This is a genomic window from Agrobacterium bohemicum (assembly GCF_001562555.1).
GTDB lineage: Bacteria > Pseudomonadota > Alphaproteobacteria > Rhizobiales > Rhizobiaceae > Agrobacterium > Agrobacterium bohemicum.
In genome coordinates, this window is record NZ_KQ961038.1 from 55,847 (window position 1) to 81,430 (window position 25,584).

28 protein-coding genes are annotated in these 25,584 nt (G+C 60.7%); all 28 read right to left on the reverse strand.

Going from position 1 to position 25,584, the window contains the following annotated elements:
- Nucleotide 1: 1 nt before the first annotated feature.
- The 28 genes from ATO67_RS21350 to ATO67_RS21480 all read right to left on the reverse strand — a co-directional run bounded on the left by ATO67_RS21350 (nt 2) and on the right by ATO67_RS21480 (nt 25,564).
- Nucleotides 2–1,411 carry a sensor histidine kinase gene (locus tag ATO67_RS21350; RefSeq protein WP_067653738.1) on the reverse strand — a complete coding sequence of 470 codons (1,410 nt, stop codon included), beginning with the start codon at nt 1,409–1,411 and terminating at the stop codon, nt 2–4.
- A gap of 9 nt (nt 1,412–1,420) precedes the next feature.
- Nucleotides 1,421–2,179, reverse strand: a complete 759-nt coding sequence (locus ATO67_RS21355) for a response regulator transcription factor (protein ID WP_106405003.1) — start codon at nt 2,177–2,179, stop codon at nt 1,421–1,423.
- Nucleotides 2,180–2,263: 84 nt separating this feature from the next.
- Nucleotides 2,264–3,829, reverse strand: a complete 1,566-nt coding sequence (locus ATO67_RS21360) for a Do family serine endopeptidase (protein WP_067653740.1) — start codon at nt 3,827–3,829, stop codon at nt 2,264–2,266.
- 224 nt (nt 3,830–4,053) lie between these two features.
- Complete coding sequence (locus ATO67_RS21365) at nt 4,054–4,533, reverse strand: cytochrome c-type biogenesis protein (RefSeq protein WP_245304061.1); 480 nt, start codon at nt 4,531–4,533, stop codon at nt 4,054–4,056.
- Nucleotides 4,530–6,521, reverse strand: coding sequence for a heme lyase CcmF/NrfE family subunit (locus ATO67_RS21370; protein ID WP_067653742.1), 1,992 nt, complete (start codon nt 6,519–6,521; stop codon nt 4,530–4,532). The genes ATO67_RS21365 and ATO67_RS21370 overlap by 4 nt, the downstream gene beginning before the upstream one ends.
- The gene (gene ccmE, locus ATO67_RS21375) at nt 6,518–6,988 is read right to left on the reverse strand and encodes a cytochrome c maturation protein CcmE (protein WP_067653744.1); all 471 of its coding nucleotides are present in this window, start codon (nt 6,986–6,988) and stop codon (nt 6,518–6,520) included. Before ccmE ends, ATO67_RS21370 begins: the two co-directional genes overlap by 4 nt.
- Complete coding sequence (ccmI, locus tag ATO67_RS21380) at nt 6,985–8,127, reverse strand: c-type cytochrome biogenesis protein CcmI (protein ID WP_067653746.1); 1,143 nt, start codon at nt 8,125–8,127, stop codon at nt 6,985–6,987. The genes ccmE and ccmI overlap by 4 nt, the downstream gene beginning before the upstream one ends.
- A gap of 175 nt (nt 8,128–8,302) precedes the next feature.
- Nucleotides 8,303–8,755: a hypothetical protein gene (locus ATO67_RS21385; RefSeq protein ID WP_170063797.1), complete on the reverse strand. Its 453-nt coding sequence runs from the start codon at nt 8,753–8,755 to the stop codon at nt 8,303–8,305.
- Nucleotides 8,756–8,839: 84 nt separating this feature from the next.
- The gene (locus ATO67_RS21390; protein ID WP_067653748.1) at nt 8,840–10,240 is read right to left on the reverse strand and encodes an ATP-binding protein; all 1,401 of its coding nucleotides are present in this window, start codon (nt 10,238–10,240) and stop codon (nt 8,840–8,842) included.
- The gene (locus ATO67_RS21395; protein ID WP_067653750.1) at nt 10,230–10,901 is read right to left on the reverse strand and encodes a response regulator transcription factor; all 672 of its coding nucleotides are present in this window, start codon (nt 10,899–10,901) and stop codon (nt 10,230–10,232) included. Before ATO67_RS21395 ends, ATO67_RS21390 begins: the two co-directional genes overlap by 11 nt.
- A gap of 189 nt (nt 10,902–11,090) precedes the next feature.
- Nucleotides 11,091–11,360, reverse strand: coding sequence for a hypothetical protein (locus tag ATO67_RS21400; protein WP_067653752.1), 270 nt, complete (start codon nt 11,358–11,360; stop codon nt 11,091–11,093).
- A gap of 330 nt (nt 11,361–11,690) precedes the next feature.
- A complete protein-coding gene (locus ATO67_RS21405) occupies nt 11,691–11,897 on the reverse strand; it encodes a hypothetical protein (protein ID WP_067653754.1) in 207 nt (68 codons plus the stop codon).
- A 35-nt stretch (nt 11,898–11,932) separates the two neighbouring features.
- Complete coding sequence (locus tag ATO67_RS21410; RefSeq protein ID WP_067653756.1) at nt 11,933–15,730, reverse strand: baseplate multidomain protein megatron; 3,798 nt, start codon at nt 15,728–15,730, stop codon at nt 11,933–11,935.
- 9 nt (nt 15,731–15,739) lie between these two features.
- The gene (locus ATO67_RS21415) at nt 15,740–16,168 is read right to left on the reverse strand and encodes an NlpC/P60 family protein (RefSeq protein WP_067653758.1); all 429 of its coding nucleotides are present in this window, start codon (nt 16,166–16,168) and stop codon (nt 15,740–15,742) included.
- The gene (locus ATO67_RS21420; RefSeq protein WP_067653759.1) at nt 16,165–17,049 is read right to left on the reverse strand and encodes a DUF2163 domain-containing protein; all 885 of its coding nucleotides are present in this window, start codon (nt 17,047–17,049) and stop codon (nt 16,165–16,167) included. Before ATO67_RS21420 ends, ATO67_RS21415 begins: the two co-directional genes overlap by 4 nt.
- Entirely contained in the window at nt 17,046–17,678 is a 633-nt protein-coding gene (locus tag ATO67_RS21425; RefSeq protein WP_067653762.1) for a TIGR02217 family protein, read from the reverse strand. The genes ATO67_RS21420 and ATO67_RS21425 overlap by 4 nt, the downstream gene beginning before the upstream one ends.
- Before the next feature lie 268 nt (nt 17,679–17,946).
- A complete protein-coding gene (locus ATO67_RS21430) occupies nt 17,947–18,525 on the reverse strand; it encodes a phage tail tape measure protein (protein ID WP_067653764.1) in 579 nt (192 codons plus the stop codon).
- Between the two features lie 96 nt (nt 18,526–18,621).
- Nucleotides 18,622–18,843 (reverse strand): rcc01693 family protein, encoded by a 222-nt coding sequence (locus ATO67_RS22665; RefSeq protein WP_082760380.1) that lies wholly within the window; start codon nt 18,841–18,843, stop codon nt 18,622–18,624.
- Nucleotides 18,840–19,202: a gene transfer agent family protein gene (locus tag ATO67_RS21435; protein WP_067653766.1), complete on the reverse strand. Its 363-nt coding sequence runs from the start codon at nt 19,200–19,202 to the stop codon at nt 18,840–18,842. The genes ATO67_RS22665 and ATO67_RS21435 overlap by 4 nt, the downstream gene beginning before the upstream one ends.
- Nucleotides 19,202–19,609: a phage major tail protein, TP901-1 family gene (locus tag ATO67_RS21440; RefSeq protein ID WP_067653768.1), complete on the reverse strand. Its 408-nt coding sequence runs from the start codon at nt 19,607–19,609 to the stop codon at nt 19,202–19,204. The genes ATO67_RS21435 and ATO67_RS21440 overlap by 1 nt, the downstream gene beginning before the upstream one ends.
- A gap of 28 nt (nt 19,610–19,637) precedes the next feature.
- On the reverse strand, nt 19,638–20,039 hold the full coding sequence (locus tag ATO67_RS21445; RefSeq protein ID WP_067653770.1) for a DUF3168 domain-containing protein: 402 nt from the start codon (nt 20,037–20,039) through the stop codon (nt 19,638–19,640).
- Nucleotides 20,036–20,371 carry a phage head closure protein gene (locus ATO67_RS21450; protein WP_067653772.1) on the reverse strand — a complete coding sequence of 112 codons (336 nt, stop codon included), beginning with the start codon at nt 20,369–20,371 and terminating at the stop codon, nt 20,036–20,038. Before ATO67_RS21450 ends, ATO67_RS21445 begins: the two co-directional genes overlap by 4 nt.
- Before the next feature lie 3 nt (nt 20,372–20,374).
- Nucleotides 20,375–20,944, reverse strand: a complete 570-nt coding sequence (locus ATO67_RS21455) for a head-tail connector protein (protein WP_067653774.1) — start codon at nt 20,942–20,944, stop codon at nt 20,375–20,377.
- Nucleotides 20,945–21,239: 295 nt separating this feature from the next.
- Entirely contained in the window at nt 21,240–22,499 is a 1,260-nt protein-coding gene (locus ATO67_RS21460) for a phage major capsid protein (RefSeq protein ID WP_067653776.1), read from the reverse strand.
- A 185-nt stretch (nt 22,500–22,684) separates the two neighbouring features.
- Nucleotides 22,685–23,257 (reverse strand): HK97 family phage prohead protease, encoded by a 573-nt coding sequence (locus ATO67_RS21465; protein ID WP_067653778.1) that lies wholly within the window; start codon nt 23,255–23,257, stop codon nt 22,685–22,687.
- A 45-nt stretch (nt 23,258–23,302) separates the two neighbouring features.
- A complete protein-coding gene (locus tag ATO67_RS21470; RefSeq protein ID WP_067653779.1) occupies nt 23,303–23,623 on the reverse strand; it encodes a DUF6107 family protein in 321 nt (106 codons plus the stop codon).
- Between the two features lie 397 nt (nt 23,624–24,020).
- Nucleotides 24,021–25,184 carry a phage portal protein gene (locus tag ATO67_RS21475; protein WP_067653781.1) on the reverse strand — a complete coding sequence of 388 codons (1,164 nt, stop codon included), beginning with the start codon at nt 25,182–25,184 and terminating at the stop codon, nt 24,021–24,023.
- Nucleotides 25,185–25,255: 71 nt separating this feature from the next.
- Nucleotides 25,256–25,564: a Dabb family protein gene (locus ATO67_RS21480; protein WP_067653819.1), complete on the reverse strand. Its 309-nt coding sequence runs from the start codon at nt 25,562–25,564 to the stop codon at nt 25,256–25,258.
- Nucleotides 25,565–25,584 lie beyond the last annotated feature (20 nt).

The following is a 25,584-nucleotide window of genomic DNA, read 5'->3' on the forward strand; positions in this document are numbered from 1 at the left end:
CTTACGGTGTGGAAACGGGAAAAACCATCGAAACAGTCAAGCCGGGTGCCTGAGCATTCTCAGGATCGGTATCGGAAAGCCGGAGCGAGCCGCCATGCAGCTCCATCACAGCCTCGACAAGCGAAAGGCCGAGACCCGTTCCTGGTTTGGAGCGGCTTTCGTCCAGCCGTACGAAGCGCTTGATCACCTCGTCGCGCTTGTCAGCCGGAACACCTGGGCCATTGTCGGCAACGGAGAGCACGATGCCCTCCTCCTGTCGCGCCAACTGCACGGAAAGTCCCTTTTTACCCTCATGCCCACCGGCATATTTGATAGCGTTATCGATGAGATTGGTCAGCGCCTGACCGATCAGTTCGCGGTTGCCCTGCACGATCAGTCCCGGCGCAATATCCGCCGTCAGCGTCAAACCTTCCTCGTCGGCCACCGGCTCATAAAGCTCGGCGCTATCCTCGGCAATCGCAGACACATCAACATCGCTCATCTCGGCAGCGATGGAGCCAGCTTCGACGCGGGAGATCATCAAAAGCGCGTTGAAGGTGCGGATCAACTGGTCGGATTCGGCAATGATGCCTTCCAGTGCCGAACGACGCTTGTCGTCGTCGCGGTCTTCCAGCGCCTCGGTCGCCTTGTTGCGCAGACGTGTCAGCGGTGTCTTGAGGTCGTGGGCGATGTTGTCGGAAACCTGGCGCAGACCCTCGTTCAACTTCTCGATGCGCCCCAGCATGGCGTTGAGCGAACCCGAGAGCCGGTCGAACTCGTCGCCGGAACGGCCCTGTGGCAGGCGCTGAGACAGATCGCCCGCCATGATTTTCTTGGTCGCATCGGACATCCGGTTCAGACGCTTCAGCGCATTGCGACCGATTGCGAACCAGATGAGAACCGCACCGCCACCCATGATTGCCAAAGCCACCATCAGCGCATTGCGCACCAGCAGGCGGAATTTTGTTGGCTCACCCAGATCGCGACCGACCAGAATGCGCAGGCCATTGTCGAGGCGGAAGATGTTGGCGGTGGCCAGATGCTTCACGGCGTCGCCGCTTTCGGAATAGCGCTCATAACCGAATGGCAATTCCGTCCAGCCCTCACTGTCGAAGACACCGGGCTGTACGGAGGCAACATTGCCTGCCAGAATTTCGCCGTTCGGCCCGGCGATCACATAGAGGCTTGCCCCCGGCTGTCGGGCGCGGCGTTCCATCATCCGCAGCAGCGGGTTTATGCCCCCGCGATTATAGACGCGCTGGACGTCGTTCACTTCCTGCTGCACGGCGTCACGCGTCTGCTGGTTCAACAGCCCTTCGGAAAGAGCGGTAACATAGAAAACAAGGAAAGCAGCACAGAGCGCAAAAAGCAGGATGTAAAGCGCCGAAAGGCGCACCGCCGTCGAGCTGAACAGAAGACGAAGACGTGCCATGAGGCGGTTTTACCCCTCGTCCTTCATCATATAGCCGGCACCACGAATGGTTTTCAGCAGCGGCTTGTCGAAGTCCTTCTCGATTTTTGAGCGAAGACGCGACACATGCACGTCGATGACATTCGTCTGCGGATCGAAATGGTAATCCCAGACATTTTCCAGAAGCATGGTGCGAGTCACGACCTGACCGGCGTTCTTCATCAAATATTCCAGCAAGCGAAACTCACGCGGCTGCAGCAATATTTCTTTACCGGCGCGGCGCACGTCATGGGAGAGACGATCAAGTTCCAGATCGCCAACACGGTAGACCATGTCCTGTTCAGGTTTGCCCTTGCGGCGGCCCAGCACTTCGATCCGCGCCAGAAGCTCGCTGAAGGCATACGGCTTCGGCAGATAGTCATCGCCACCCGCGCGCAGACCCGTCACACGATCATCCACCTGCCCCAGCGCCGACAGGATCAGCACCGGCGTCTCGATACCGCGACGGCGCAACTCGCTGATGACCGAAAGACCATCACGGCGCGGCAACATGCGGTCGATGACCATGACGTCATAGGCATTCTCGACGCCCATAAACAGGCCGCTCTCGCCATCGCTGGCGTGATCGGCCACAATACCTGCTTCCCGGAACGCCTTGGTCATATAGGCCGCAGCTTCCAGATCGTCTTCGATAACAAGAATCTTCATGTGCGGGACAATAGCGTTGTCCACATCAACCACACAACCGGAAACAGATGCGGGAGACGATTCCTGTGTCTTGTTTTCCATGGGATTTCTCCGAATATGTCGCGGCGTGGTCTTCACAGATGAGTGACGGGAGAGGCAATCGCCCCTCCCGCCACATTGTCATGATCAACCCTGGTCAATATCCAGCGCAATGAAGCGGCTGCCATCTTCCGTCTGGATCTGGAACAGAGCCTTGGAGCGACCGTCCTTCTTGGCCTGCGAAAGGATCTTTTCGACATCGGCAGCAGAAGCGACCTGCTGATTGTTGACCGATGTAATCTTCTCACCAGATTTCAAACCACGGGCTGCGGCATCGGAGTCAGGATCGACATCGGTGATCGCGAGACCCGCACCATCGTCAGAGGGAGCTACCGTCAGGCCAAGGCTGGACAGCGCTTTTTCGCTGGAAGGCTGACCGCCCTTGTCGTCATTCTGGCTTGTCGTTGCCTTGGAGGCATCGTCGCTGGCAAGATCACCCAGCGTTACGGTTACCGGTTGCGACTTGCCACCACGCCACAGCGAAAGCTCGACCTTGCTATTCGGCGCCATGGCACCGATGCGGCGTGAAAGATCGCGGGCGTCCTTGATCGTATCGCCATTCAGCGCGGTAATGATGTCACCCTGCTTGATGCCAGCCTTGTCACCGGGCGAACCCGCCTGCGGCGCAACAACCAGTGCTCCGCTTGCCTCGGCAAGACCAAGCGATTCAGCGATATCCTTGCTCACAGGCTGGATCTGCACACCCAGCCAGCCGCGCTCGACCTTACCGTCCTTGATCAGGTCCTGAATAACGTCCTTGGCGACGGAGGCGGGAATAGCGAATGCAATACCCACGTTACCGCCGGATGGGGAGAAGATCGCGGTGTTGATGCCAATGACTTCACCGTTGAGGTTGAAGGCCGGACCACCGGAGTTGCCACGGTTCACGGCAGCATCGATCTGGAGGTAATCGTCATAAGGACCGGAGCCGATATCACGACCACGTGCCGAGATGATGCCAGACGTCACCGTTCCACCGAGACCGAACGGGTTGCCGACTGCAACCACCCAGTCACCAACGCGGATTTTGCTGTCGTCAGCAAATTGCACATAAGTGAACTTGCGGTTCACATCCACTTTCAGCACGGCCAGATCGGTGCGGGTGTCGCGACCAACCAGCTTGGCGTCGAGTTCAGTGCCGTCGTTCATAACCACCGTATAGGCAGAACCATCATCGACGACGTGGTTGTTGGTAACGATGTAGCCATCTTCAGAGATGAAAAAGCCGGAGCCCTGAGCGGTCGGGCGCAACGGACCCTTGCCGTCGCGGTGGCCCCTCGGACCACGGTCTGCGCGCTTGTCGCCTTCACCCGAACCAGGTCCACCGAACTCTTTGAAAAAGCGCTTCAGGGGATGATCATCGGGAAGCTGATCGAGACCACGACCGCCGAAATTGAACGAATAGCCGTTGTTCTCGTCGGACGCAGGCTGAACATTAGATTGCACGCGCACAGAGACGACCGCGGGAGAAACCGCGTCGACCACATTGGCGAAGCTTGGCACCTGAGGTGCGGTCACTTCAACGGGTGCTGCGAAAGAATGAGCGATTGGCCCCGCGACACCGGTCGTCAGCATCAGAGCCGCCAGACCGCCAACAGCGGAAGACTTGAGGATGGTCTTCAACGAGGGACGTCCGTTTTGCGAATTCAACATGGAACTTACCTTCTTTCTTCATTCAGACTGGAGCCCCGTGTGATCGGGGAAGCGGTGGATGATGAAGATATAGGAGGCTTCACCTTACAGCGAAGTGTCTGGCGTGTGAAAAATCCGTAATGTTGAGAGAATTGCGAAGGAGAAGATTACGTAGGAATACTAAATATTTGAAATATATCGCATTTATTTCCCTGCCTTGCCCAAGGCAATAAGAGCTGGTGGCGTCACTTACCCCCATCCAGCAAATCTCGAATCCGCGCCTCTTCGTCCACCGTCAGCTTCTGTCCCTCGGACACCGCCACCCGGCGGCGCGCAAACACGAAAATCGCCGTCGCCCCGATCAAAATCAAGGCAATCGGCGCACCCCAGAGGGCAATCGTGCGGGTACTGAAGCGTGGCTTCAGCAGCACGAACTCACCGTAACGAGACACGACGTAATTGATCACAGCCTCGTCGCTGTCCCCCTGCGTCAACCGCTCGCGCACCAGCACACGCAGATCCCGAGCCAGTTCTGCATTGCTGTCATCGATAGACTGGTTCTGACACACCATACAGCGCAGCTGCACCGTCAGCGCCCGTGCGCGCGCTTCCAGTGCCTTGTCAGCGAGAACCTCGTCAGGGTTGAAGGCAAATGCCGGAAGTGCCGTGAAGAGAATCACGAAGAAAAGTGCCGCGTTTCGCATCCGCCGTTGAACGAGGCTCATTCCGCTGCACCCAACACAACATCCTTCGTCGCCTTCGCCTTGCGCCTTGGCGCACCCACCCGCAACCGGCGGTCAGACAGAGAAACCATCCCACCAATCATCATGAACACGGTGCCACCCCATATGCAGAGAATAAACGGCTTCCACCAGATGCGAACCACCATGCCGCCGTCGGCCATCGGATCGCCGAGCGAAACGTAAAGCTGCGAAAGCCCAAAGGTCATGATCCCAGCCTCCGTCGTCGGCATGCGCCGCGCCGTGTAGAGCCGCTTGGAAGACCACACATCCGCCGCCTCGATCCCGCCCTTACGCGCGGTAAAGTGCCCACGATCCTCGGTATAGTTGGGCCCGACATGATGACGAATGCCGTCGAAGGTCAGGCTGTAGCCGCCCGCTTCCACGGCTGCACCCTGCTTCATTTCAACCACGGTTTCCGTCTCGAAGGTGGTCACGATAACAATGCCGAGCACTGTCACGCCAAGCCCCATATGCGCCAGCGTCGTGCCGAATGTCGATCGCGGCAGCCCCTTCAATCGTCGCAATGCGATGCCAAAAGCCAGCTTGCCGAAATTGGCGCGGTACCAGAGGTCGGCCAGCGCTCCGAAAATCAGCCAGAACCCGGCGATCATGCCAAGGACCGCCATGACAGGCCCGCCATGCTCGATATACCACAGCGTCAGACCTGCCACTGCCGCCAGCGCTGCGGCTACATAGAGACGCTGGAACGCGCCCAGCAGATCACCGCGCTTCCACGCCATCATGGGTCCAAATGGCGTCACGATCAGGATCGGGATCATCAAAAGTCCGAAGGTCAAATTGAAGAACGGCGCACCAACGGAAATCTTCTCGCCCGTCAGCGTTTCCAGCACCAGCGGATAGAGCGTGCCGATCAGCACAGTTGCGGTGGAAACGGTCAGAATCAGGTTGTTCAGAACCAGCGCGCCCTCACGAGACACCGGCGCGAACAACCCGCCTGCTTTCAGCATGGGCGCGCGCCAAGCAAACAGCGAAAACGCGCCGCCAATGAAAATCATCAGGATGCAAAGGATGAAGATACCGCGACTCGGGTCGGTCGCGAAGGCATGGACGGAGGTCAGAACCCCGGAGCGAACGAGGAAGGTACCCAGCAGCGACAGCGAGAATGTCGTGATTGCCAGCAGCACGGTCCAGATTTTCAGCGCCTCGCGCTTTTCCATCACCAGCGCCGAATGCAGCAGCGCCGTTCCCGCAAGCCATGGCATGAAGGACGCATTTTCCACCGGGTCCCAAAACCACCAACCGCCCCAGCCAAGCTCGTAATAGGCCCAGTAAGACCCCATCGAAATGCCCGCCGTCAGACAGGTCCATGCAGCCAGCGTCCAAGGGCGAACCCAGCGCGCCCAAGCGGCATCGATGCGCCCTTCCATCAGCGCAGCAACGGCAAAGGAAAAACAGACGGAGAAGCCGACATAGCCGAGATAAAGCAACGGTGGATGGATCGCGAGCCCGAAATCCTGGAGCACCGGATTGAGGTCCTGCCCTTCGGCTGGCACCGGCGAAAGCCGCGCGAACGGATTGGAGGTCAAGAGAATGAACAGCAGAAAAGCCGTCGTCACCCACGCCTGCACTGCCAAAACATTGGCGCGCAGCGTATCGGGCAGATTACGGCCATAGACGGCCACCATCGCACTGAACAGAACGAGGATCAGCAGCCACAGCAGCATCGAGCCCTCGTGGTTGCCCCATACGCCCGTCAGCTTGTAAAGCATCGGCATCAGCGAATGAGAGTTCTCATAGACATTCTTCAGCGAGAAATCCGACACCGCATAAGCATGTGTCAAAGCCGCAAACGACATTCCCACCAACAGAAACAGCAGAACCGAACCGACGGGCGCGATGTCCATCAGCGCCTTGTCGTTGCGCCGCGCACCAAACACCGGCAGTGTCGAAACGACCAGCGCGACGCCAAGCGCAAGCACCAGAGCATAATGGCCGATTTCGGTGATCATTGCGTTGCTCCGGTTTTGGCCGTGCCATCTGGTGCCTGCTGCCACAGGCCCTTGTCCTTCAGGCGGTCGGCAACTTCCTTGGGCATGTAGTTTTCGTCGTGCTTGGCCAACACGCTATCGGCCACAAAAGCATGGGTGGCGGCATCGAAGGTGCCTTCGGTCACGACGCCCTGCCCCTCGCGAAACAGGTCCGGCAGAATGCCGGTATAGCTTACCGGTACGCTTGCGCCGCCATCCGTCACCGCAAAGCTCACCGTCCGGCCCTCGCCGCGCTTGACCGACCCTTCAGCCACCAGCCCGCCCAAACGAATCCGCGTTCCCGGTGCAACGCTGGTCTTTTCCAGATCACCCGGCATATAGAAATAGGCGATGGACTGGCCGAAGGCGAACATCACCAGAAATGCGGCGATCATGATAAAGCTGACACCGCCGCCGATAACGGCCAATCTTTTCTGCTTGCGGGTCATTGCGTCACTCCCTGCACATTCACGCCCAGCTGCTGCGCCAGCGCTAGCAGCTGCTTGCCCTGCTCACCGGCGGGCGGAAAGGCTTTCAGGCCACCGGCCAGAGCCTGGCGGGCCTTCTCTTCATTCTTCAACATGGCGTAAGAGCGCACCAGCCGCATCCAGCCTTGCAAATCGTCGGGATTTTCTCGCAATTTCGCGTCCAGACTGTCCACCATTCCAGCCACCATCGCCTGCCGTTCCTCGGGCGACATTGTGCTAGCAGCGGCAATATCCTCGGCACTTGGCCCCGCTGGCGCTTCCGGCGTCTGGGTGGCGGCAATGTCGGCGCCGCCGGTATTTTGTAAATGCGCCTGCAGCAGCGGTATCCATGGCGCACCGGCTGGCGAGGCCTTGAGCAACGCTGCAAAGGCATCCCGCGCCTCGGCGGTCTTGCCCGCCTGCTCCAGCGAAAGCGCCAGATAAAAGCGTGCACGCGGATTGCCGGGGCTCATCTTTTCCGCATCTTCCAGCGCGGTGCGTGCATCATCAACAACGATGCCTTCATTGGCAGCAATCAGCGTTTCGGCAAGGCCCGTCAGGCGTGGTGCATTTTCACCCTGAAGACGGATGGCATTGCGATACGCCATCTCCGCATCACCCAAACGCATGGTCTTGAAGTAGATCGGTGCCAGCACGTCCCATCCGGCGCCATCATTGGGGTTCTGCGCCAGATGCCGTTCAGCTTTGGCAATCATCAGGTTCATGTCGTTGCCGGGCTTTTCCAGCCGCGCAGCAAGCGGCATGTCCGGCATGTTTGGCGTGCCCATATACAAATAAAGACAGAGCCCGGTCAGCGGCAAAAGCACGGTTACGACGCTGGCCAGGGCATTGTGTCGGCGTGGCGAAATCGCAGACGCTTCACCTTTTTTTCCGGATGCGGCCGCCAGAAGCCGCCGCCCGATTTCGGCGCGGGCATATTCGGCCTCGGCCTCACCAATCAACCCGCTTTCGCGCTCGCGCTGCAACTCAGCCAACTGGTCGCGGTACACTGCAACCTCACCGTCACGGGCCGTGTCGGCTACGCCATTGCTGCGCATCAGGGGATAGGTCAGAACGATGGCCACGGCCGCCGTCAACAGGGCGATAAAAATCCAGAACATGCCGTTTCAATTACTCGAATGCGCGCCGCTTTGAAATAAGCCGCAGCAGGATGACGTGAATTTGAGACACTATGCCGCCTATGGCCGCACTGACGAAAGACAGAGGCCGGTCGCCATACGCCATCCTGTTCTAACGATCAGCCTTGCGCATGCCTTGACATGCGTCAATCAAGCGTCAGATCAGCGGCGTCCAGGTACCATTGGCGTTACGACAGGCGGCACCGCGGACCTTCGCCTGCTTGCCATCAACCGTCAGATCATGGGTGTATTGGCGGCAGTTCTGGTTGCCAACCTGGTAGGGCGCGTTGGCAATCACCTCGCCGCGCGTATCGCCGCTCCCCCACACCACGGCCTGGCCACCAGGCGCTGTTTCCAGCGCACGATATTCCGCCTCCAGCGCCTTGTTGAAATCACCGCGATCCAGTTGCAGACCGCTTCTGCCGACAATGCCGCCCTGAAGGCTAGAGATGTATGGCGTAGACGATGCACCACCGCGTCCCAGCAGTCCGCCACCGGTTGCGCGGGTGTTGGATGTGGTGCACGAGCTGAGAACTGACAGGCAGACCAGCGAAAGAACAGCAGGGCGCATAATATTGGAGTTTATCCCGGCAAATCCGGTTTTGCCCATCACGTCAACCAAGAATACACTCCTTATCAACGCGCCATCCTGGCGCGGTCATGCGTCACGAAATGTCTTGCCAGTTTTTGGCCGTCATGCAAGCTCTTTCGAAAGTCCTGGAAGAAGCAACTCCGCTTTCAGCCCACCCAGCGGGCCGCGCGACATGGCAAAGGTGCCGTGGTACTCAGAAACCACCTCGCTGACGATCGATAGACCAAGGCCTGTCCCCGGCCGGCTTTCGTCCAGGCGCCTGCCGCGCTTCATGGCTTCGGTAATCTGTTCGGGCTCCAGCCCCGGCCCATCGTCTTCCACCAGCAACGTCACCCATGACCTGCGGGTCACATCCGGGTCGGAAGACGGGTGCGAACCGCGCATGACAGTTATCACCACCTTTGTGACTGCAAACCGCGCCGCGTTTTCCAGAAGGTTGCCGACCGCTTCTTCCAGATCCTGCTGCTCCATCGCCAGAATCATGCCCGGTTGCTGCATGTCCAGCTCGAATGTCTTTTCCGGGTTCAGGCGGCGCATTACGCGCACCAGCCGCTCGAGCGCCGGTTCGGCTTCCACCCGCGCCAGAATGGAGCCGCGTTGAGCGGCAATGCGGGCGCGGGAGAGATAGGACTGAACCTGCGCCTGCATCGCCTCCACCTGTCCCCGCACCAGATCGCCATGGTGGCTGTCCAGCGTGCGGGCCTCGTTCAACAGAACGGCAATCGGTGTTTTCAACGAGTGGGCCAGATTGCCCACCTGCATGCGCGCACGCTCCACAAGACGCCGGTTGCTTTCGATCAGAGCGTTGACTTCAGTCGCCAAGGGTTGGATTTCGCTGGGGAATTCGCCCTCAAGACGCTCCGCTTCGCCACCGCGAATTTTGCCCAGCGCCAGACGCGCCCTGTCCAGCGGTCGTAAACTATAGAGAATGGCAAGGCCATTAACGACAAGACTGCCAACACCAAACACGGCAAGCGCCAGATAGAGGCTGTTGGAAAAGTCACTGACGTCGTCTTCCACGACATTCAGGTTGCCGGTCACGCGAAAGCGCGCCGCCCGCCCCTCTCCATCCAGCACCACTTCCGTTTCGGCAACCTGCACGCGGTTTTTCGCCTCGTCCGTCACCACGTAATAGCGCTCGTAGCGATTGTCGAAAGGCACATCCAGAATGCTGGGAACAGGCAGCGTGGACACGCCAAGCGATGAGGAAACGAGCGGTGCCGTCTGAAAATTGCCCAGCGGCTCCACCACCCAGTACCAGCCCGTATCGGGCTGGGAAAACCGGAGATCGCCAAGCTGCGGGCTACCAGCAAGCGTATTCTCGTTGGAAACGGTGATGGAATTGATGACGTTGTAGAGCTGGGCACGCAGCAGATCGGTAAAACTGCGCTCCACGCCCTGCCGGTAGAGCGTGGAAATCACCACCGCGATTACCACCAGCGCCAGGGCAGACCATGCCGAGGCTAAAAGCAGAACGCGTGCGGTGAGTGAGTTACTTCGCATCTGCGGGTGCTTGCATCCGGTAACCGAGACCCCTGATAGTTTCGATCAGATCGACGCCAAGCTTCTTGCGCAGACGCCCAACGAACACCTCGATCGTGTTGGAATCACGGTCGAAATCCTGATCGTACATATGCTCCACCAGCTCGGTTCGAGACACCACCTCACCCATATGGTGCATGAGGTAGGACAGGAGGCGAAACTCGTGCGAGGTCAGTTTCAGTGTCGTGCCATTGACGGTTGCCTTGGAGGACTTGGTGTCGAGCCGCACCGGGCCGCAGGTGATCTCGGATGACGCATGTCCGGCTGCACGGCGGATCAGCGCGCGCACACGCGCCAGAATTTCTTCCACATGGAAAGGCTTCGTCACATAGTCGTCGGCACCGGCATCGATACCCGCGACCTTGTCGCTCCAGCGGTCGCGCGCGGTCAGGATCAGAACCGGCATGGACTTGCCGCTGGCACGCCATTTTTCGACAACGGTAATGCCGTCCATCTGCGGCAGGCCGATATCGAGAACGATGGCGTCGTAAGGCTCGGTATCGCCGAGATAATGCCCCTCTTCACCATCAAAGGCCTGATCGACGACATAACCCGCTTCTTTCAACGCGTCGGTCAGCTGTCGATTGAGGTTGGTATCGTCCTCGACCACAAGAATGCGCATCGTCCGTCCCTTTTCATTGCACCCGTCACTTCTGCAGTGTGACGGTCATTCAAATCATCTCTAGCGCATCGGCGCGAAAATCGGAATCGATTTTCGTAAAGCACGATGCGTCACCCAATAACCATAGACTGGCTCTTCGCGTCACAGACGCGCGGCACTCTATGGCAGATTTTTGGGGATTGCGACGGTCTACATCGGTACGCGCATCGTCACCTTGCGAGGGCGCTCGCCATTGCCCTGCACAAGCACTGTCACGACACAGTTCTGGCCGTCATTTGATGGATAAACCGAGAGAAGCTGGCCGCCGGTTTCGCGTACCACACGCGAGACGGCGGAGGTGCAGTCACTTGCAACCTGCTGTACACGCGCTACCGATGGCACACCCTGCACATCAGCCTGCGGCGCAGGAAAGCCGGAGAGACCGGCTGCAAGCGTCGCGATGATGAGAGGTGATGCCATTGCAAAAAACTTCCAAAGAAAAATCGGATGCACGTCGAAACGAATTCTTGGCCGAATATGTATCGCAAAGCGTCTGAATGGCAAATGAATGTGGGGTGTGGTGGCGTTGAGGGTAAGGTCAAGGGTAGCGGGTGGGGCTCACCCCCCTCTGCCCTGCCGGGCATCTCCCCCTCAGGTGGGGAGATCGGCAAGACGCGCGTTCCCCACTCTATCCTCAGCGTTCCAGATGGGCGAGAGATCTCAACGAGTCGATCTCACCCCTTGAGGGGGAGATGTCCGGCAGGACAGAGGGGGGTGAGCCACACCCACTACCGTCCAACCCACAATCCCCTACCTAATCTCACTTGTCGCAGCCAATCGCCCATACAACGCAATCAACCCACCCACGCCACCGGCCACCGTCACCAGCCCCTCGGCAAGCTCGCCTTCGAACCCCGTCGGCAGGTTCAACCCCACCACATGCAGCAGCGGTGCCAACACCGCAATCAGCGCGCCCCAGACGGTTTTCGACTGATACCAGGCTTTCATATTGTCCATGCTTTACCCTTTCTCGGTTGACGTTATTGTGAAGTTTAAACACGCAAAACGGCGCTTGCCGCGATACCCAGTGGCACCGCTCGGCCAAGCTGGCGCACCCGAATCGCAAGCGTCGTCTGCTGCGAACCAAAATCAGCCACCTCGTCGCTCGCGGCATAAAGGCAAGCTGCCTCGCTCACCTCGATTGTTCGCCGCACCACATCATCGGATAGGATCTCGACCCGGTATCGTTCGGATGCTTCATCGAGCGGAATATCGGCGGCGTCCCAGCCATCGGCCTCCACTCGCCCGCGCCGCATCCATGTCAGCAGCACGCCGTCTGCTCCGCGCATACCACGCAAATGCACAGGTGCCAGCGGCATTTCGGCCCGCCTTCCACCTGCAAAAGCAAGTGGCCCAACTCTCGAGATTTGCGCACCCGCCGCCTCGATGATCCAATTCAGTTGCAGGCCGCGTTCGTCACCGCGCAGCCCCATCGGCACCACACCCGCATCCAGAACCACGACCTCGGCTCCAGCAACTGCGCCTGCCGCCATCGCGTCTTCTGTACCAGCAAGTCCTCGCAGCAGCCGCGTCATCCGCCAGCGCTGGGCCGCCACTTCTTCCACCTTCGCAAAAGCCGCAACCTCCCACGCGCCATTGGCACAGCGAATGGCAATACGGTTGGCCCCGTTCAGCACGGCAAGGTCGGAGACTGACGACAGATCGCCGTATGGCAGCGTGATCTCGATTGCCCCCGCAATGTTGAACCGCCCGATGAATCCCCTTGGCGTAGCACGCGAAAGCGCACCGATCTTGGCAGGCTGGTCCAGCAGCGCCCTCGCCTCGTAACCGTCGGTTCCTGATGAAGCGGACAGCACCATTCGCCGCCAAGGCCTGGCGAAGGCCGCAACCCGCGCAAAACCTTGCGCATCGCCCGCTTCATATCGCGGCAGATCCATCAGCACGATATCCGGGTCGAACCCGCTCGACGCGTTGCCACCGCCATTGCGGGGTGCTTCGACCTCGCCAGAAACCATGCTGACAGCAGGCGAAAACTCCCGTGCCTCGATGCGCCTGACATCGCCATCCTCGATCCGGCTCACCAGAAAACGCCCCTTGGGACCACCCTCCAGTTCGACGCAATCACCGGGGTCCAGCGCGATATCCTGCGGCGAAATCGCAAAGCGCACCGTGCGGCGCGCCAGCCGGTTGTCGCGCAACAGTGCCTCCACCGCATTTTGCGCGGTCTCCTGCGCCAGCACCGCGCCCAGATCATAACGCAGCACCCGGCTTCCGGCATTGTCGATGCGCCGGGAGCGAACGCTCGCCTGCTCGTAGTCCAGTGCCGGGTTGAAGGCAGTCAGCACCGCCTCGGCTGCAAAATCGCTCTCATGCCCGCGCGCCTCAGACCACAGCGCGCTATCCTCGATATCCGCATAAGCCGAGATCATCTTCGTGCGCGTGGCGGCCCGTCCGCGTGAAACGAAGCGCAACGTCGCTCCGTCTTCGATCACATCAACCTGAAACGCCTGCAACAACGGCTCCAGCAGGCTGCGCGCCGCGATCACATCGCCCTGCGCATACCCAGCCACATCGCCGATCACAGCGGAAACATCGAAGTCCGCAAAGCCATGGTCACCAAGCACCGCCGCAATCAAATCTGCCAGCGTGGTCGCCCCCAACCTGCCGTTCAGCCAGTGGCCGGTACGCCAATTGGCGCCATCGCTCCACGTCGCCGCATCCAGCGGAAAAGCGGGATAAGGCCGTGCATCCCACGTCCAAACAAACAGTTTGGCTGGATCGACCATATCGGCTGGTGCAGAAACGCCCGCCCAATGGTCGTGATGCGCTTCCAGAAACCGCCTTTGCTGGCTGTCGGAGCGCATAAGGCTGGAAAAATGCGGATAAGCGCTTTCTGATGATTTCGGGTCGATGAAGGTGTTGGGCCGGTTCGCGCCCTTGTCGATGGCCGGGCAGCCCAGTTCGGTGAACCAGATCGGCTTCATGCCCGGCACCCAGGCGCTCGGCGTCGCACTTTCCATGCCGTCTGTGCGGTTATAATGCCGGTTTTGCCACCAGCCCGCTAGATCCTTGTAACGATAGACCCAGTGCTTGCCCTTCAACCCATCGGAAATGGCGCTGCGCTTGCGACTGGCCAGGTCGGTGTCACTGGCATAATACCAGTCGAAACCCTCACCGCTCTCGATGCTGCGAACAAACCCCGCCGCATCGTCTGACCCATTGAAATTATCCGGATTGCCGCCCTGCACGTCATCGTCGCGCCAGTCGGACAGCGGCATGTAATTGTCGATGCCAACAGCATCGATATCAGCGCTCGCCCACAACGCATCGAGATGGAAGAACACGTCGCCCGTGTCATCCGACGGGTGATACCCAAAATATTCGCTCCAGTCGGCAGCGTAGGTCAGCTTCGTAACAGCGCCCACTACGGCGCGCACCTCACCCGCCAGCCGCACCAGTTCCTCAACGAACGGAAAGGCATTCGCCTGATCACGTACCCGCGTCAGCCCGCGCAGTTCAGAGCCGATCAGGAATGCCTCAACCCCGCCCGCCTGTTTCGCCAGCGCCGCGTAGTGCAGCACCATGCGTCGATACCCGTCAGTACGGTTGCAAAAAGTCGAGATTTGCGCCCGCCCCGCCACCGTGCGGTCAGCACTTCCGCTCTGCCCCGCGGCCGGGTGGCACGTAATGTTGCCGCGCCAGCCATAGGCATCCTGTTCCACCTTGCCATAGGGGTCAGGCAGAGCATTGCCCGCTGGCACATCCATCATCACAAACGGATAGAGGCATACTTTCAAGCCCCGCGCCTTCAAATCGGCAATGGCCTGCAAAACGGCTGTATCACCCGGTGTGCCGCCATAGGCCGGGCCACCGTCACGTCGGCTCACCAGCCGCGCCTGCCCGCGCCCCATTCCTGCAACAGACCATGTCACACTTTCGCGGTCGCGGAAGCCCACTTCCACACCGGGCAGAATGCGGCATTCGCCAGCGCGCATATCGGTGCCGAACCATGTCACCACCAGCGCCACGCTTTCAAGGTTCGGGCACAGCGCCTGTAATTCGTCAATCGAAGCCTGCCAGTCGGTTGCCGCCGCCAGATTGTGGCGGTTCATCACCCGGCTTTCGCCCGCCCCCGTCCGCTCTGACACGGCAACCGTCGCACAACCATGCTCCGTCGCGCCGGGTATCACCGTCACTGCCCGTATCTGCCCCTCCAGCTTGCCGATGGGCCTGATCACCTCGAACTGCAACAGCGGAATACGATTGCCGAAACCATCCAACGGCAACCGCTCGAACACCACGTAGGACAGGCCGCGATAAGCAGGCGCATTGCCCGCCCCTTGCCGCGCCTCGATCAACGGGTCGGGAAGCTGCGTATCGGTACCGGGGTAGAATCGCATTTCGATGCCGGTCAGGTCCAGCTCCTGTCCATCGGCCCACACCCGCCGCACCATCGCGGCCTCGCCTTCGCAAAGACCGACGGCAAGATTTGCAAAATATCGAAACGTCTCGACGGTCGTGCTGCTGCTACTGGTGCTCTTGCCGCCCTGCCGCTCCCGCGTCACGCTCTCTTCAAAGCGCGTCGCCCAGATCAGCGTGCCACCAATCCGCACCGTGCCATAAGCCCGTGCAATCGCTGCCCCCTCCTCGGCACCGGGAATGCGGGCCGTCGAAAGCCGCGCGCCGGTAACGGTCTTCGAAGAGGAAAACAGCGCGCTATCGACCGCACTGCCTGCCAGCGCACCCGCCGCCCTGCCGATGATGGCGCCCACCGGCCCAAAAATACTGCCAAGGGCAGCGCCCGCCGCCTGCAAAACAAGGGTTGCCATCAGTCACCTCTACGGAAATCGAAAAACGCCAGCGATGCGCCTGCGCCACGAAGGCACCAGCGCCGAGCGCAGCACGGAGGCCGCCTCATAGGCGTGGATGAAGTGATCGGCATCGGCCAGAATGCCCGCGTGCTTGGCCGCGAATTCCGGTCGCCAGCGGAACAGCAGCATGTCGCCCGGCAGCGCGTCCACCATGCTGGCAACCGGCTGGAAATGCCGCTCCGCAGCCGCCATCAACCTGTCCTCGCCGCCACGCTCGGCCCAGTCACGCGCATAGGGCGGCGGCAGTTCGGGCTCATCACCATAAAGCTCGCGCCAGATACCGCGCACCAGCCCCAGACAATCGCAGCCCACGCCTTTCAGGCAGGACTGATGCCGGTACGGCGTGCCGATCCAGCTGTCGGCCACCGCCAGAACCCGTCCACCGATATCGCTCATGAAAACAGCGCTCCGCCATCATGCTGAGTCCGGCTCGTCACATAGGAATAGGCGAAATCTGCCCCGGGCATATGCGGGAAGCCTCTGAAATTCAGGTGGTTGGCAAACTTGACCTTGCAGACGCCAAAGCTCTTGTCGCACCCCGCCGTCACCGTGAACGCATCGCCTGCCTGCGGGGCCGCCTCCAGCGGCAGCCAGAAATTCAAACTCGCCACACCGTCACGCACCACATGGTCGTCCAGATCGAAACTACGGCCCGCATTCACACCGGTTGAAAACACCAGCTTGCCCTGCCGGAAAAAACCGTCGGCAAAAGCGCTGAGGCCGGATACCATCATCCGTCCGGTTCCATCCACGGAAACCACCGCACCATCCGCCCGAAACGCCACGATATCAGCCCCGCACCTGGCATCACCCAGCGCCGCATCGCACCGCCGTCCATAAACGCGGCCCTGCGGCTGGCTCAGCCTGTGCGCAAAACTGCGCAGTTCCGCCGTGAATGCACCACCAGCGCGCGTCACCTCGCCAATCTCGCGTACCTTCAGCAGCACATGCTGCTCCGGCGCCTGCCAGTTGACGCGGTAAAGCTCCACCTTCGCGCCGTCGTAGCGTCCCGCAGCCAGATCGGCCTCACTCACCGCCTCGCTGGAAAACCCGCCCGCGACCTCGCCGCTGCTGGCCGCCAACCCCGTTTCGCTATCGTTTTCGCCCGCCTGAAAACCGCTCGCGGCCAGATAGGTCACGCCGCCAAATATCAGCGCCTCGTCATGCTCGGTAAAACCCAACACCGCGCCATCGCGAAGGCTAACCTTCCAGCAATGGCATGTCGTCGTTGCCTCACCCTCCAGATGCGCTGCGAAATCCTGTGGCACTTTTTTCACGGCAAAATCTCCACCAGCGGAATGGAAGGAATGCGCCCGGCCTCGAAGGTAGCAAGGCTCACATCGATGCGGTCGATATCGAAACGAACAGGCACGTCGAACTCGAAACCCGCCCTCACAGCCGCGCCCGCCGCTGGCACATGCCCCGCCGCAAACGTCACGATCCCGGTCGCATGGTCGGTGCTGACATTCGTTGCCGCAATGCCATTCACCGAAACCACCACAGACCCCTCCACCGGCTTGGCAATGGTCCGCGTCCACCCTCCGCCCGCATCGGCATAGGTCTTCACCAGCTGAAACGCGGCCGTCACCCCGTCACCCGTGCCGATCCGCTGGTCCATCACAGACGGCACGGTCAGTGGCGGACACGACCGGAAATCCACCGGATCACGAAACCGAAATCCATAAAGCTGCCCGCCCCGCGCCTCGAAAAATTCCAGGACAGCATAGAGGTCGCTGACGGACCGAACTCCCGACCCGGCATCATAAGCCCGCCGAGAATTCCTCCACCTTTGGTTCCGGTTCTCCCGCCCGTTGGACAAATTGACAATATCCGTCCGCCGCACCGGCCCACCACTCGTCCCCATCGCCAACCGCAACGGAAACCGCACCTCATGAAATGCTGCCATGGATTTGATTTTCCTGGATTTAAAATGAAATTTTGAGAGCAGACGCTGGCGGCAGCGGGCGTGGCTTACCCCCCGCTCTGTCCTGCCGGACATCTCCCCCTCAAGGGGGGAGATCGGATGGCCGAACCACCTCACTTAAATCTCCGCGTCAAAGATGGACGAGAGGTCGCCACGAGTCGATCTCCCCACCTGAGGGGGAGATGTCCGGCAGGACAGAGGGGGTAAGCCACAAACTCAACGCCAACCACAAAAACACGCCTGCGCCAAACTAAAGCCCCCGCTGCCCCCGCCCCACACTGCGCGCCAGCATCGCCGCAATCTGCCCCTCGCTGCGCCGAAAACTCGCAGCATCACTCGCCGTCACATTGAACACGATCTGCGTTCCACCGCCGCCACCGGCCGACGCCACGCCCAGCGAACCGTCCGCCCCGCGTTTCAACGGCAAAATCGCCTCGCTGCCCGCCTCGCCCATCAGCCCCATATCGCCGCCCATGGGAAAAAACGTCGGGCTTGACACGACACCACCCTCGGCAAACGGCGTCACCCGACCCGGCACGCCGCCATTGGCAAAGGCAAAAAGCGATCCTGCCCCGGATGTCAGGCTGCTGACCGCTGAAGACAGCATGTTCTCCAGAGGCTTCAATCCGGCAGATAGCGCAATATTGGAAAGCCGCGTCCCCAGCCCCTGCAACACGCTGTCCAACCCCTTGCCGCCGGTGGTCGCCGCTCGCAATGCAGACGTGAGCGCCGACCCAAACCGTTGCGATCGCCGCTCCAGATCATCCATGACAGAAGCCAAAGCCTCCGCCTCCTCACGCTGGTCGGCAAAGTTCATCTCATTAGCCATCGGCCTTGCCTTTCTGATTCAAATTGGGAAGCTAGTGGATTGGAATTGCTATGCTTTCGATAGGCGGCATCTCTCCCCTTGTGGGAGAGGTAGGCCTCACCCATCCGGAAACAACCGCATCAACCCTTCCAGCCCACCACGATCAACCCCACCGCGTTGGGGCCTCATCCCACCCGTCATGGCAAAAAACTCTACTGGGGTCAGCGTCCAGAAAACCGTTGGAGAAAGCCGCAGCAGGCTCAGGCCCGCATGGATCACCTGCCCCCAGGGAAAGGGTCGGGTATCATGCGCCTGGCCTGCGTCCGCTGCGGCTCTCAGGGGGAAGCGGGTGCCTCCCCTCCCGTGCCGGTTCCAGCGAAGGCTGCGGTCAGGAGGTCTCCCACGATCTTCGCATAACCGGCAATTCCATCCTCGATGCTCATGGTGGCCACATCGTCATCGGAAAACATGTTGCCCGCACCGCGCAAACCAGCGCCGATGACACGGATCATATCGGCGGCTTTCATTCGCCCGCTGGCAAAGCGGCTCGCCAAGCCCGTCAGGTCATCGGCGGCAAAGGCGGTTTCCAGCTCCGCCAGCGCCCCCAGTGTCAGGCACAGAATGCGCCGCTCTCCATCCAGCACTGCCTCCACTTCGCCGCGCCTGCGGTTAGCCCGCCCGAAATTCCCCGCTCCCATCACAAGGCTCCGAAGCTGATGGCACCCGCTGATTCCAGCGCAATCTCGAACTGCACCTCGCCGTCGTGCCGCCCGGAATATTCCAGCGCGGTAATCTGAAACGGCCCAGTAACGGTCCCGAAATCCGGGATGACGATCTGCCAGCCGGGAATGGCACCGGCAAAGAACTGCCCGCGCACCAGCGCATCGCTTTGCTGGTCCTTGAATATGCCCGATGCTGTCAGTCCCGCCCTCTGAATGCCAGCCCCCGCCAGCAATTCGCGCCAGCGCCCGGCACTTTCGGCATCCGTCACATCAACGCTTTCCGCATTGAACGCCAGCCGCTTCGTGCGCAGCCCGGCAACGGTCACGAATGCCCCGCCGTTGTCGATCTTCAGCAGCAGGTCTTTCCCCTTCTGCGCCACCATGGTGTGTCCTTTCGAATTGAATTCGGTGCTACTCCGTCACCGCCCGAAACCGTATTTCCGTCAAAAACTGCTTCGACTTCGTCTGGCGCACAGTCCGGCTGTTGCGAAAAAACAGGCTGACCAATGCAATACCCTCGCCCAGCGCCAGCGGGGCGTCATCGAGAAGCGCCAGAACGCGCACCGCAATGTCCTGGGCCAGCTTGCGCCCGCCCTCCTCGCTCCACACTTCGATGGTCAGGAAATGCTCCTCACCCCGCTCGGAGCCGGTTGAATAATCACGGCTGTCGATTTCGCCGAAGGCCACGCAAGGGAGAACGGGCCTTGGCAGCAGCCGGTCGATGATGCCGCGCGCACCCACCAGACCCGTCAGCACCGCATCTCCGGCAAGCTGGACGTGAACAGCGCGCAGCAGCGCATTGGCCGCCATCATCGGCTTTCCTCCTCGCAGCGACAGACAATGAAACGGCCCGTTTCATCCGGGTCGATAACCGATTTTACAGCAAACACCCGCACCCCTTTGCGAAACCGCATGCCCGCCTCGATATCGCTGCGAAATCCGGCCCATATCCGGTGAGTAATCGCCACGCCATCGGCGGATGCCCGCTCATAGGCACCTTGCGAAACTGGCTCGATAGCCGCCCAGAGAGAGCGCAACAAACGCCAGCCAGCCGCAACACCACCCTGCCCATCCGGCAGTTCTTCCGGCCCTTCCACGTCCAGCCGCGCCGTCAGTTGGCCTGGGTCGAGAAATGTCAGGTTCATCGCTCACAGGCCCAGTCTACGAAACGGCGCAGTCAGCCGCTCATAACCTGCTGGCACTCCGGCGGGCTGGTCGGCAGGTGAAACCGCGCCGCGAAAGGCAAACATATGCGCGATGTGGATCAGCATCGCCCGCTTCAGCGTATCCGGCACATCCGCGCCGCTTTCGCCAAAGCCTGCGGTGAAATCGATCTCGATGCCGTTCAGCGGCTGCCCCGGCGCAGGCGGCTGGCGCAACCACAGCCGCGCCGGTCGCCCTTCGCCATCCAGCAGCTTGTCGATATCGGTCATGTCCTGGGGGTCGCCCGCATCATCGAAAACCAGAATCTTTTCGATGGCTTGCACCGGCCCCTTTGCAATCTGAATCACACCATTCAGCGGCCAGTCATCAAGGTATAGCCGAAAGCTCTGCTGCATCAGGCACAAGCCCGTCTGGCATTCCAGATACTCGCGGGCGGTGGTGATCAGCGATGCCAGAAGTGCATCTTCATCCGCGCCGTCCAGCCGCAAATGCGCCTTCACATCGGCCAGCGTCAACGCCTCCGCTTGGGGCGGGGTCAGTGTGGCATAGGTCATGGTGTCTCCGGGAAGTTATGGTCGTTGCAACGGCAACTTTGTCTGTCATCGCCCGTGGCTCACCCCCTCTGTCCTGCCGGACATCTCCCCCACAAGGAGGGAGATCGGAAAGACGCGCGCTCCTCAATCAGTCCGCAGCGTTCAAGATGGGCGAGAGCAATCCGCGAGTCGATCTCCCCATCTGTGGGGGAGATGTCCGGCAGGACAGAGGGGGGGTAAGCCACAGGCGATGACGCTTACTATCGTCCTCCACCACACCGGGCCAACCCCGGCATGGCGGAAGCACTATCATCCATCAACTCGCCGCAAACTTCACCAGCTTCACCGCCTCGAAGTTCTGCACCCCACCGCCAACACGTTTGGTGGTATAAAACAGCACATAAGGCTTGGCCGAATAAGGGTCGCGCAGAATGCGTATGCCGGTGCGGTCCACCACCAGATAACCGGCGCGGAAGTCACCGAAGGCAATCGACGTGCTGTTTGCCGCCACATCGGGCATGTCCTCGGCCTCGGCCACCGGAAAGCCCATCAGCAGCGCCGCCTGGCCTGCGGAAGCTGGCGGTTGCCAGAGATAGTTGCCCGTGGTGTCCTTTACCCGGCGCAATGTCGACTGCGTTTTGCGGTTCATCAGGAAGCTGCCATTCTGCCGGTGTCCTGCTTTCAGCGAATAGACCGTGTCGATCAGCACATCCAGCGGCCCGGAAGATGCAAAGGCGCCCGCCGCACCCGTCGCCACATAGCCGATCTTGCCCCAGCTCCAGTCTCCATTGGCCACCGTGTCGTAGGACAGCAGGCCCTTCGGCTTGTTCACGCCATCGCCGGAAATGAACGCCGCGCCTTCCTGCTCGGCAAAGGCCACATCCACTTCGGATGCAATCCATGCCTCGATATCGACAGCGGAATCATCCAGCAGCCCTTGCGTCGCCGCCGGCATGGCGTAAAGCTCCATGGTCGGAAACGTCATCTCGGAAAGTTGCGGCGTGTTGGTCTGCGGTCGTGCCGCCGTTTCAGAAACCCAGCCAGCGGCCATTCCGCTCGGCGCAAATGGCTTTTTCAGCACGGCACCGGAAACCTTTCGCACGGTCGAAAGTGCGCGCATCGGCGAGACCACCGCCATGCGTTTACCGATGTCGCTGTCGGTCTCGTTCGGCAGCAGATAACCGCCATCCGCGCCGCTGCTCCCGGAAAACGCCTTGGCCTCCAGATCGCGCAGCGCACCTTCATCACCACGACGAATATACGCCTCGAACGCCGCCTTGTGCTCTTCCGTCTCCGCATTGGCCGCACCCCGGCGACCCAGTGCAGGCCGTGCTTTCTTCAATGAAAGCTCGTCCATCGCCTGTTTGTTGTCGTCCAGCGCCTTGTCGATGCGGTCAAGCTTTTCGCGGGTCAGCACATCGGAGCCCATCTTGCGCTCGATATCGCCCAACCGCTGATCATTCGTCTCTCGAAACGCCTCGAACGCCTCCATGAAATCATCAAACGCCGCCGTCATCGTGTCAGGCACGGCCTTGATCTGCGGTGCAACTGTGTGAATGGAAGTCTGTTCTGTCATGACGTTTTCCTCTGTTGATCGTTAAAAGATGAAAAGCAGCGGTTCACCCAACCGCCGTCACCCCGGACTTGATCCGGGGCCCAGCAGCGTCGCGTCTGCGACGCACAATGCTCTTCCCCGGCGCGGACGCGCCGGACTAGATACCGGATCAAGTCCGGTATGACGGAGGAGAAGCCAAACCTCCCTCAGCGCCGAAAAGTATTCCCCGCCAAACTCTTCGCCGCCAGGCGCATGGCGCGCACCAGCTCGGTGTCACGGTCGCGAAAGAACCGCGCCTGCTTGACGTTAGAAACCCGGGCAGATGGCAGCATGGGAAAGGTCACGACGGAAATCTCCCAAAGGTCGGCCTCCAGAATGCGGCGAATGCCGCCACGCGCGGCCTTGCCCGCCCGCACTGTCTGGAAGCCAATGGAAAGTCCGTCCAGCGCACCCGTCTTCATCAGCGAATGCACCTCTTTCGCCCGCGCAACGTCAGGCGCCAGCACACCCTCGACGAACAGCCCGCGCTTGTCTTCGCGAATGGAGCGCCACGCACCGATGGGCTGGGCCGGGTCGTGCTGGTAGAGCATACGAATGCCAGCGGCACCGCGCTCCTCGATGGATCGCTTGAACGCCCCCGGCTCGATCACGTCCCGGCCAAGATCCACCTCGCCGAACACACTGGCGTAACCGGAAAACGTACCGTCAAAAGCAATGCCGCGCAGCTCCAGATTGGCAAATTTGCGCGTAGCGGGCCGCGGCCCGCGATAAGCGTGCATGAAATTCTCCTGCGATTTTGAGGAAGTCGTCGCTGAGGGATCAGCTCAAGGCTTGGGACGCGCTGCGTAACGCTCGGCCACACGCACCATCACGCCCAGCCCCCACCACGCGCATAGGCTGGCGGCGGCGGAACCGGTCAGCATGATCTCCTGGCTCGAGAGCCCACCGGCGATACCCAACCGCTGGACGATCCAAAGCCCCACCGGCCCACCAAAAATCACGCCGCAGGCAAGCCCGGTCAAGAACCGGCTCGCCGCCTCGCGGTGCGTATGCGGCAGCATATAGATCAACGAGACCCCGGCTCCCGCCACGGCACCGGTAAAACGAGCAGCCCAAATGCTGCCCTCATTGGCAAATTCAGACATGAGTAACCATTCCGCGTTAGAGTAGGATAAGTTGCACAGCGGATGCCCTGCACCCGCCGTGAGGAGTTGTACGCTTTTCTCGAGTCATCAGAATCGGTTGAAGGCAGACCTTCACAGATGGATTCCGGTTGTTGAGAAAGTGGTTCAACGGTGGAACGTCGCGAGAGGCGAAGACATTCGATAGCCTTGTGCTCGTGGCTCACCCCCCTTTGTCCTGCCGGACATCTCCCCCACAAGGAGGGAGATCGGCCGGGCGCTCCGACATCACTTTTACCTCGACGGAAGAGATGGCCGAAAGCTCACCACCTGAGGGGGAGATGTCCGGCGGGACAAAGGGGGGGGGTAAGCCCCCCCGCTGCCGTTTAATATGACGCGATGCTCCCGTGAGAACACCGCCTCAATACCCCACCGCCTCCCGCTTCTCCTCATCGCTCAAAAACCCCGCAGCCCCCACCCTTGCCCATAGCGCATCGCGCTCGACTGAAAGCCCCGCAATCTTGTCGAGGTCCGGCTCCAGCCGTAACGTTCTCTCGAACAACGGCGATAGCCATGACGACAGACTGGCCGCCGTGCGGTTGATCAGCGGCAGAACCGTCAGCCGATAAAACGCCCGGTTCGCCTCCTGGTAATTCGCATAGGTATTGTCACCGGGAATGCCCAGCAGCATGGGCGGCACGCCGAGTGAGAGTGCGATGTCACGCGCCGCACCGTTCTTCGCCTCCATGAAATCCATGTCCCTGGGGGAGAGCCCCATGCTTTTCCAGTCCAGCCCGCCCTCCAGCAACAGCGGACGCCCCGCATTCACGGCCCCCGCATAACCTTCCTCCAGCTCGCGTTTCAGACGCTCATATTGCTCGGTGGAAAGATTGCCGCCTTCCTTGGGCTGATAGACCAGCGCGCCGGAGGGGCGGGCGGAATTGTCCAGCAATCGCTTGTTCCAGATACTGGCCGCATTGTGCAAATCCAGCGCCGCCCCCGCCGCCGCAAGCGGTGAAAATCCGCAATGGTCGTCCAGCGGGTTGAACAGCTTGAGATGCAGCAGCCCCAGTCCATCCCGGTCGGCGGCAATCCGCCGCGCCGCCCGTCCCTCGGCGCGGTAGTCAAACGCCGCAGGCCAGCCATCCGCCCCCTCGATAATGCTGACGCGATCGGGTCGCAGCAAATGCAGCTCGCGCAACCGCTCGCCCACCATCAGCGGCTCGATATAGGCATTGCCGGACAGCAGCAGATACCCGTAAAGCGCCTCGAAAAAGTCCGGCCCGCTCATCTGCCCGTTCGGGCGGCAAAGCAGCCGCAACAGCGCATGCTCACCAATCTCGTCGTCACCCTCGTAGAGCAACCAGCTGACCGAAGCCGCAGCCTCGGCCACCATGCGCGCCGCACGGTGCGCCACCGGGTTGCGCATGAAGCCTTCACGAGACAACGCACCATACCCCCGACCAGACCAATGCGCCCGCCCCGCTTCCCCGGACAGCACCAGAAACCCGCCCGCCGCCTTCTCTTCGCGCACAACCTCACGTCCCGCCGGACGCCGCCACGGCAGATGACCAAAAAATCGCATGGATATTTCCTTTGAAAGAAAACAAAAAAGCCACCCTATAGGTGGCTGGGATGGTGGGTCCGAAAGGTGATTTATTTTATCGGCTCTTTCACCGCCCTGTCACTGTCGAAATCAGCCGCCACCCGCGTATCCCGCAGCGGCTTCACGGTATTCGTCGAAAGTTCATAGGCCGGGTCGGCCTTGTAGGCCGCCAGAGCCGCTTCGTTCTCGAACTCACCATAGACGATGAAGTCCACTGCGTTTCCCCATTGGTCTTTCTTGACGTTCTCGCCGATCTCCAGCTTCAGCGCGTGGCGAATGGCGGTCAGGCCGGAAAGGCCTTTGCGCACGGCGTCGCGGTTGGCCTCGGCTACGGTGAAGAAAACGATGTGGCGGATCATGAAAGCACCTGTCATGCAAA

Bases quoted from the DNA above. Each gene is read 5' to 3' on its own strand.
- ATO67_RS21350 (WP_067653738.1), bottom strand. From the start codon at position 1,411: ATGGCACGTCTTCGTCTTCTGTTCAGCTCGACGGCGGTGCGCCTTTCG.
- ATO67_RS21355 (WP_106405003.1), bottom strand. From the start codon at position 2,179: ATGGAAAACAAGACACAGGAATCGTCTCCCGCATCTGTTTCCGGTTGT.
- ATO67_RS21360 (WP_067653740.1), bottom strand. From the start codon at position 3,829: ATGTTGAATTCGCAAAACGGACGTCCCTCGTTGAAGACCATCCTCAAG.
- ATO67_RS21365 (WP_245304061.1), bottom strand. From the start codon at position 4,533: ATGAGCCTCGTTCAACGGCGGATGCGAAACGCGGCACTTTTCTTCGTG.
- ATO67_RS21370 (WP_067653742.1), bottom strand. From the start codon at position 6,521: ATGATCACCGAAATCGGCCATTATGCTCTGGTGCTTGCGCTTGGCGTC.
- ccmE (WP_067653744.1), bottom strand. From the start codon at position 6,988: ATGACCCGCAAGCAGAAAAGATTGGCCGTTATCGGCGGCGGTGTCAGC.
- ccmI (WP_067653746.1), bottom strand. From the start codon at position 8,127: ATGTTCTGGATTTTTATCGCCCTGTTGACGGCGGCCGTGGCCATCGTT.
- ATO67_RS21385 (WP_170063797.1), bottom strand. From the start codon at position 8,755: ATGGGCAAAACCGGATTTGCCGGGATAAACTCCAATATTATGCGCCCT.
- ATO67_RS21390 (WP_067653748.1), bottom strand. From the start codon at position 10,240: ATGCGAAGTAACTCACTCACCGCACGCGTTCTGCTTTTAGCCTCGGCA.
- ATO67_RS21395 (WP_067653750.1), bottom strand. From the start codon at position 10,901: ATGCGCATTCTTGTGGTCGAGGACGATACCAACCTCAATCGACAGCTG.
- ATO67_RS21400 (WP_067653752.1), bottom strand. From the start codon at position 11,360: ATGGCATCACCTCTCATCATCGCGACGCTTGCAGCCGGTCTCTCCGGC.
- ATO67_RS21405 (WP_067653754.1), bottom strand. From the start codon at position 11,897: ATGGACAATATGAAAGCCTGGTATCAGTCGAAAACCGTCTGGGGCGCG.
- ATO67_RS21410 (WP_067653756.1), bottom strand. From the start codon at position 15,730: ATGGCAACCCTTGTTTTGCAGGCGGCGGGCGCTGCCCTTGGCAGTATT.
- ATO67_RS21415 (WP_067653758.1), bottom strand. From the start codon at position 16,168: ATGAGCGATATCGGTGGACGGGTTCTGGCGGTGGCCGACAGCTGGATC.
- ATO67_RS21425 (WP_067653762.1), bottom strand. From the start codon at position 17,678: ATGGCAGCATTTCATGAGGTGCGGTTTCCGTTGCGGTTGGCGATGGGG.
- ATO67_RS21430 (WP_067653764.1), bottom strand. From the start codon at position 18,525: ATGGCTAATGAGATGAACTTTGCCGACCAGCGTGAGGAGGCGGAGGCT.
- ATO67_RS21435 (WP_067653766.1), bottom strand. From the start codon at position 19,202: ATGGGAGCGGGGAATTTCGGGCGGGCTAACCGCAGGCGCGGCGAAGTG.
- ATO67_RS21440 (WP_067653768.1), bottom strand. From the start codon at position 19,609: ATGGTGGCGCAGAAGGGGAAAGACCTGCTGCTGAAGATCGACAACGGC.
- ATO67_RS21445 (WP_067653770.1), bottom strand. From the start codon at position 20,039: ATGATGGCGGCCAATGCGCTGCTGCGCGCTGTTCACGTCCAGCTTGCC.
- ATO67_RS21450 (WP_067653772.1), bottom strand. From the start codon at position 20,371: ATGAACCTGACATTTCTCGACCCAGGCCAACTGACGGCGCGGCTGGAC.
- ATO67_RS21455 (WP_067653774.1), bottom strand. From the start codon at position 20,944: ATGACCTATGCCACACTGACCCCGCCCCAAGCGGAGGCGTTGACGCTG.
- ATO67_RS21460 (WP_067653776.1), bottom strand. From the start codon at position 22,499: ATGACAGAACAGACTTCCATTCACACAGTTGCACCGCAGATCAAGGCC.
- ATO67_RS21465 (WP_067653778.1), bottom strand. From the start codon at position 23,257: ATGCACGCTTATCGCGGGCCGCGGCCCGCTACGCGCAAATTTGCCAAT.
- ATO67_RS21470 (WP_067653779.1), bottom strand. From the start codon at position 23,623: ATGTCTGAATTTGCCAATGAGGGCAGCATTTGGGCTGCTCGTTTTACC.
- ATO67_RS21475 (WP_067653781.1), bottom strand. From the start codon at position 25,184: ATGCGATTTTTTGGTCATCTGCCGTGGCGGCGTCCGGCGGGACGTGAG.
- ATO67_RS21480 (WP_067653819.1), bottom strand. From the start codon at position 25,564: ATGATCCGCCACATCGTTTTCTTCACCGTAGCCGAGGCCAACCGCGAC.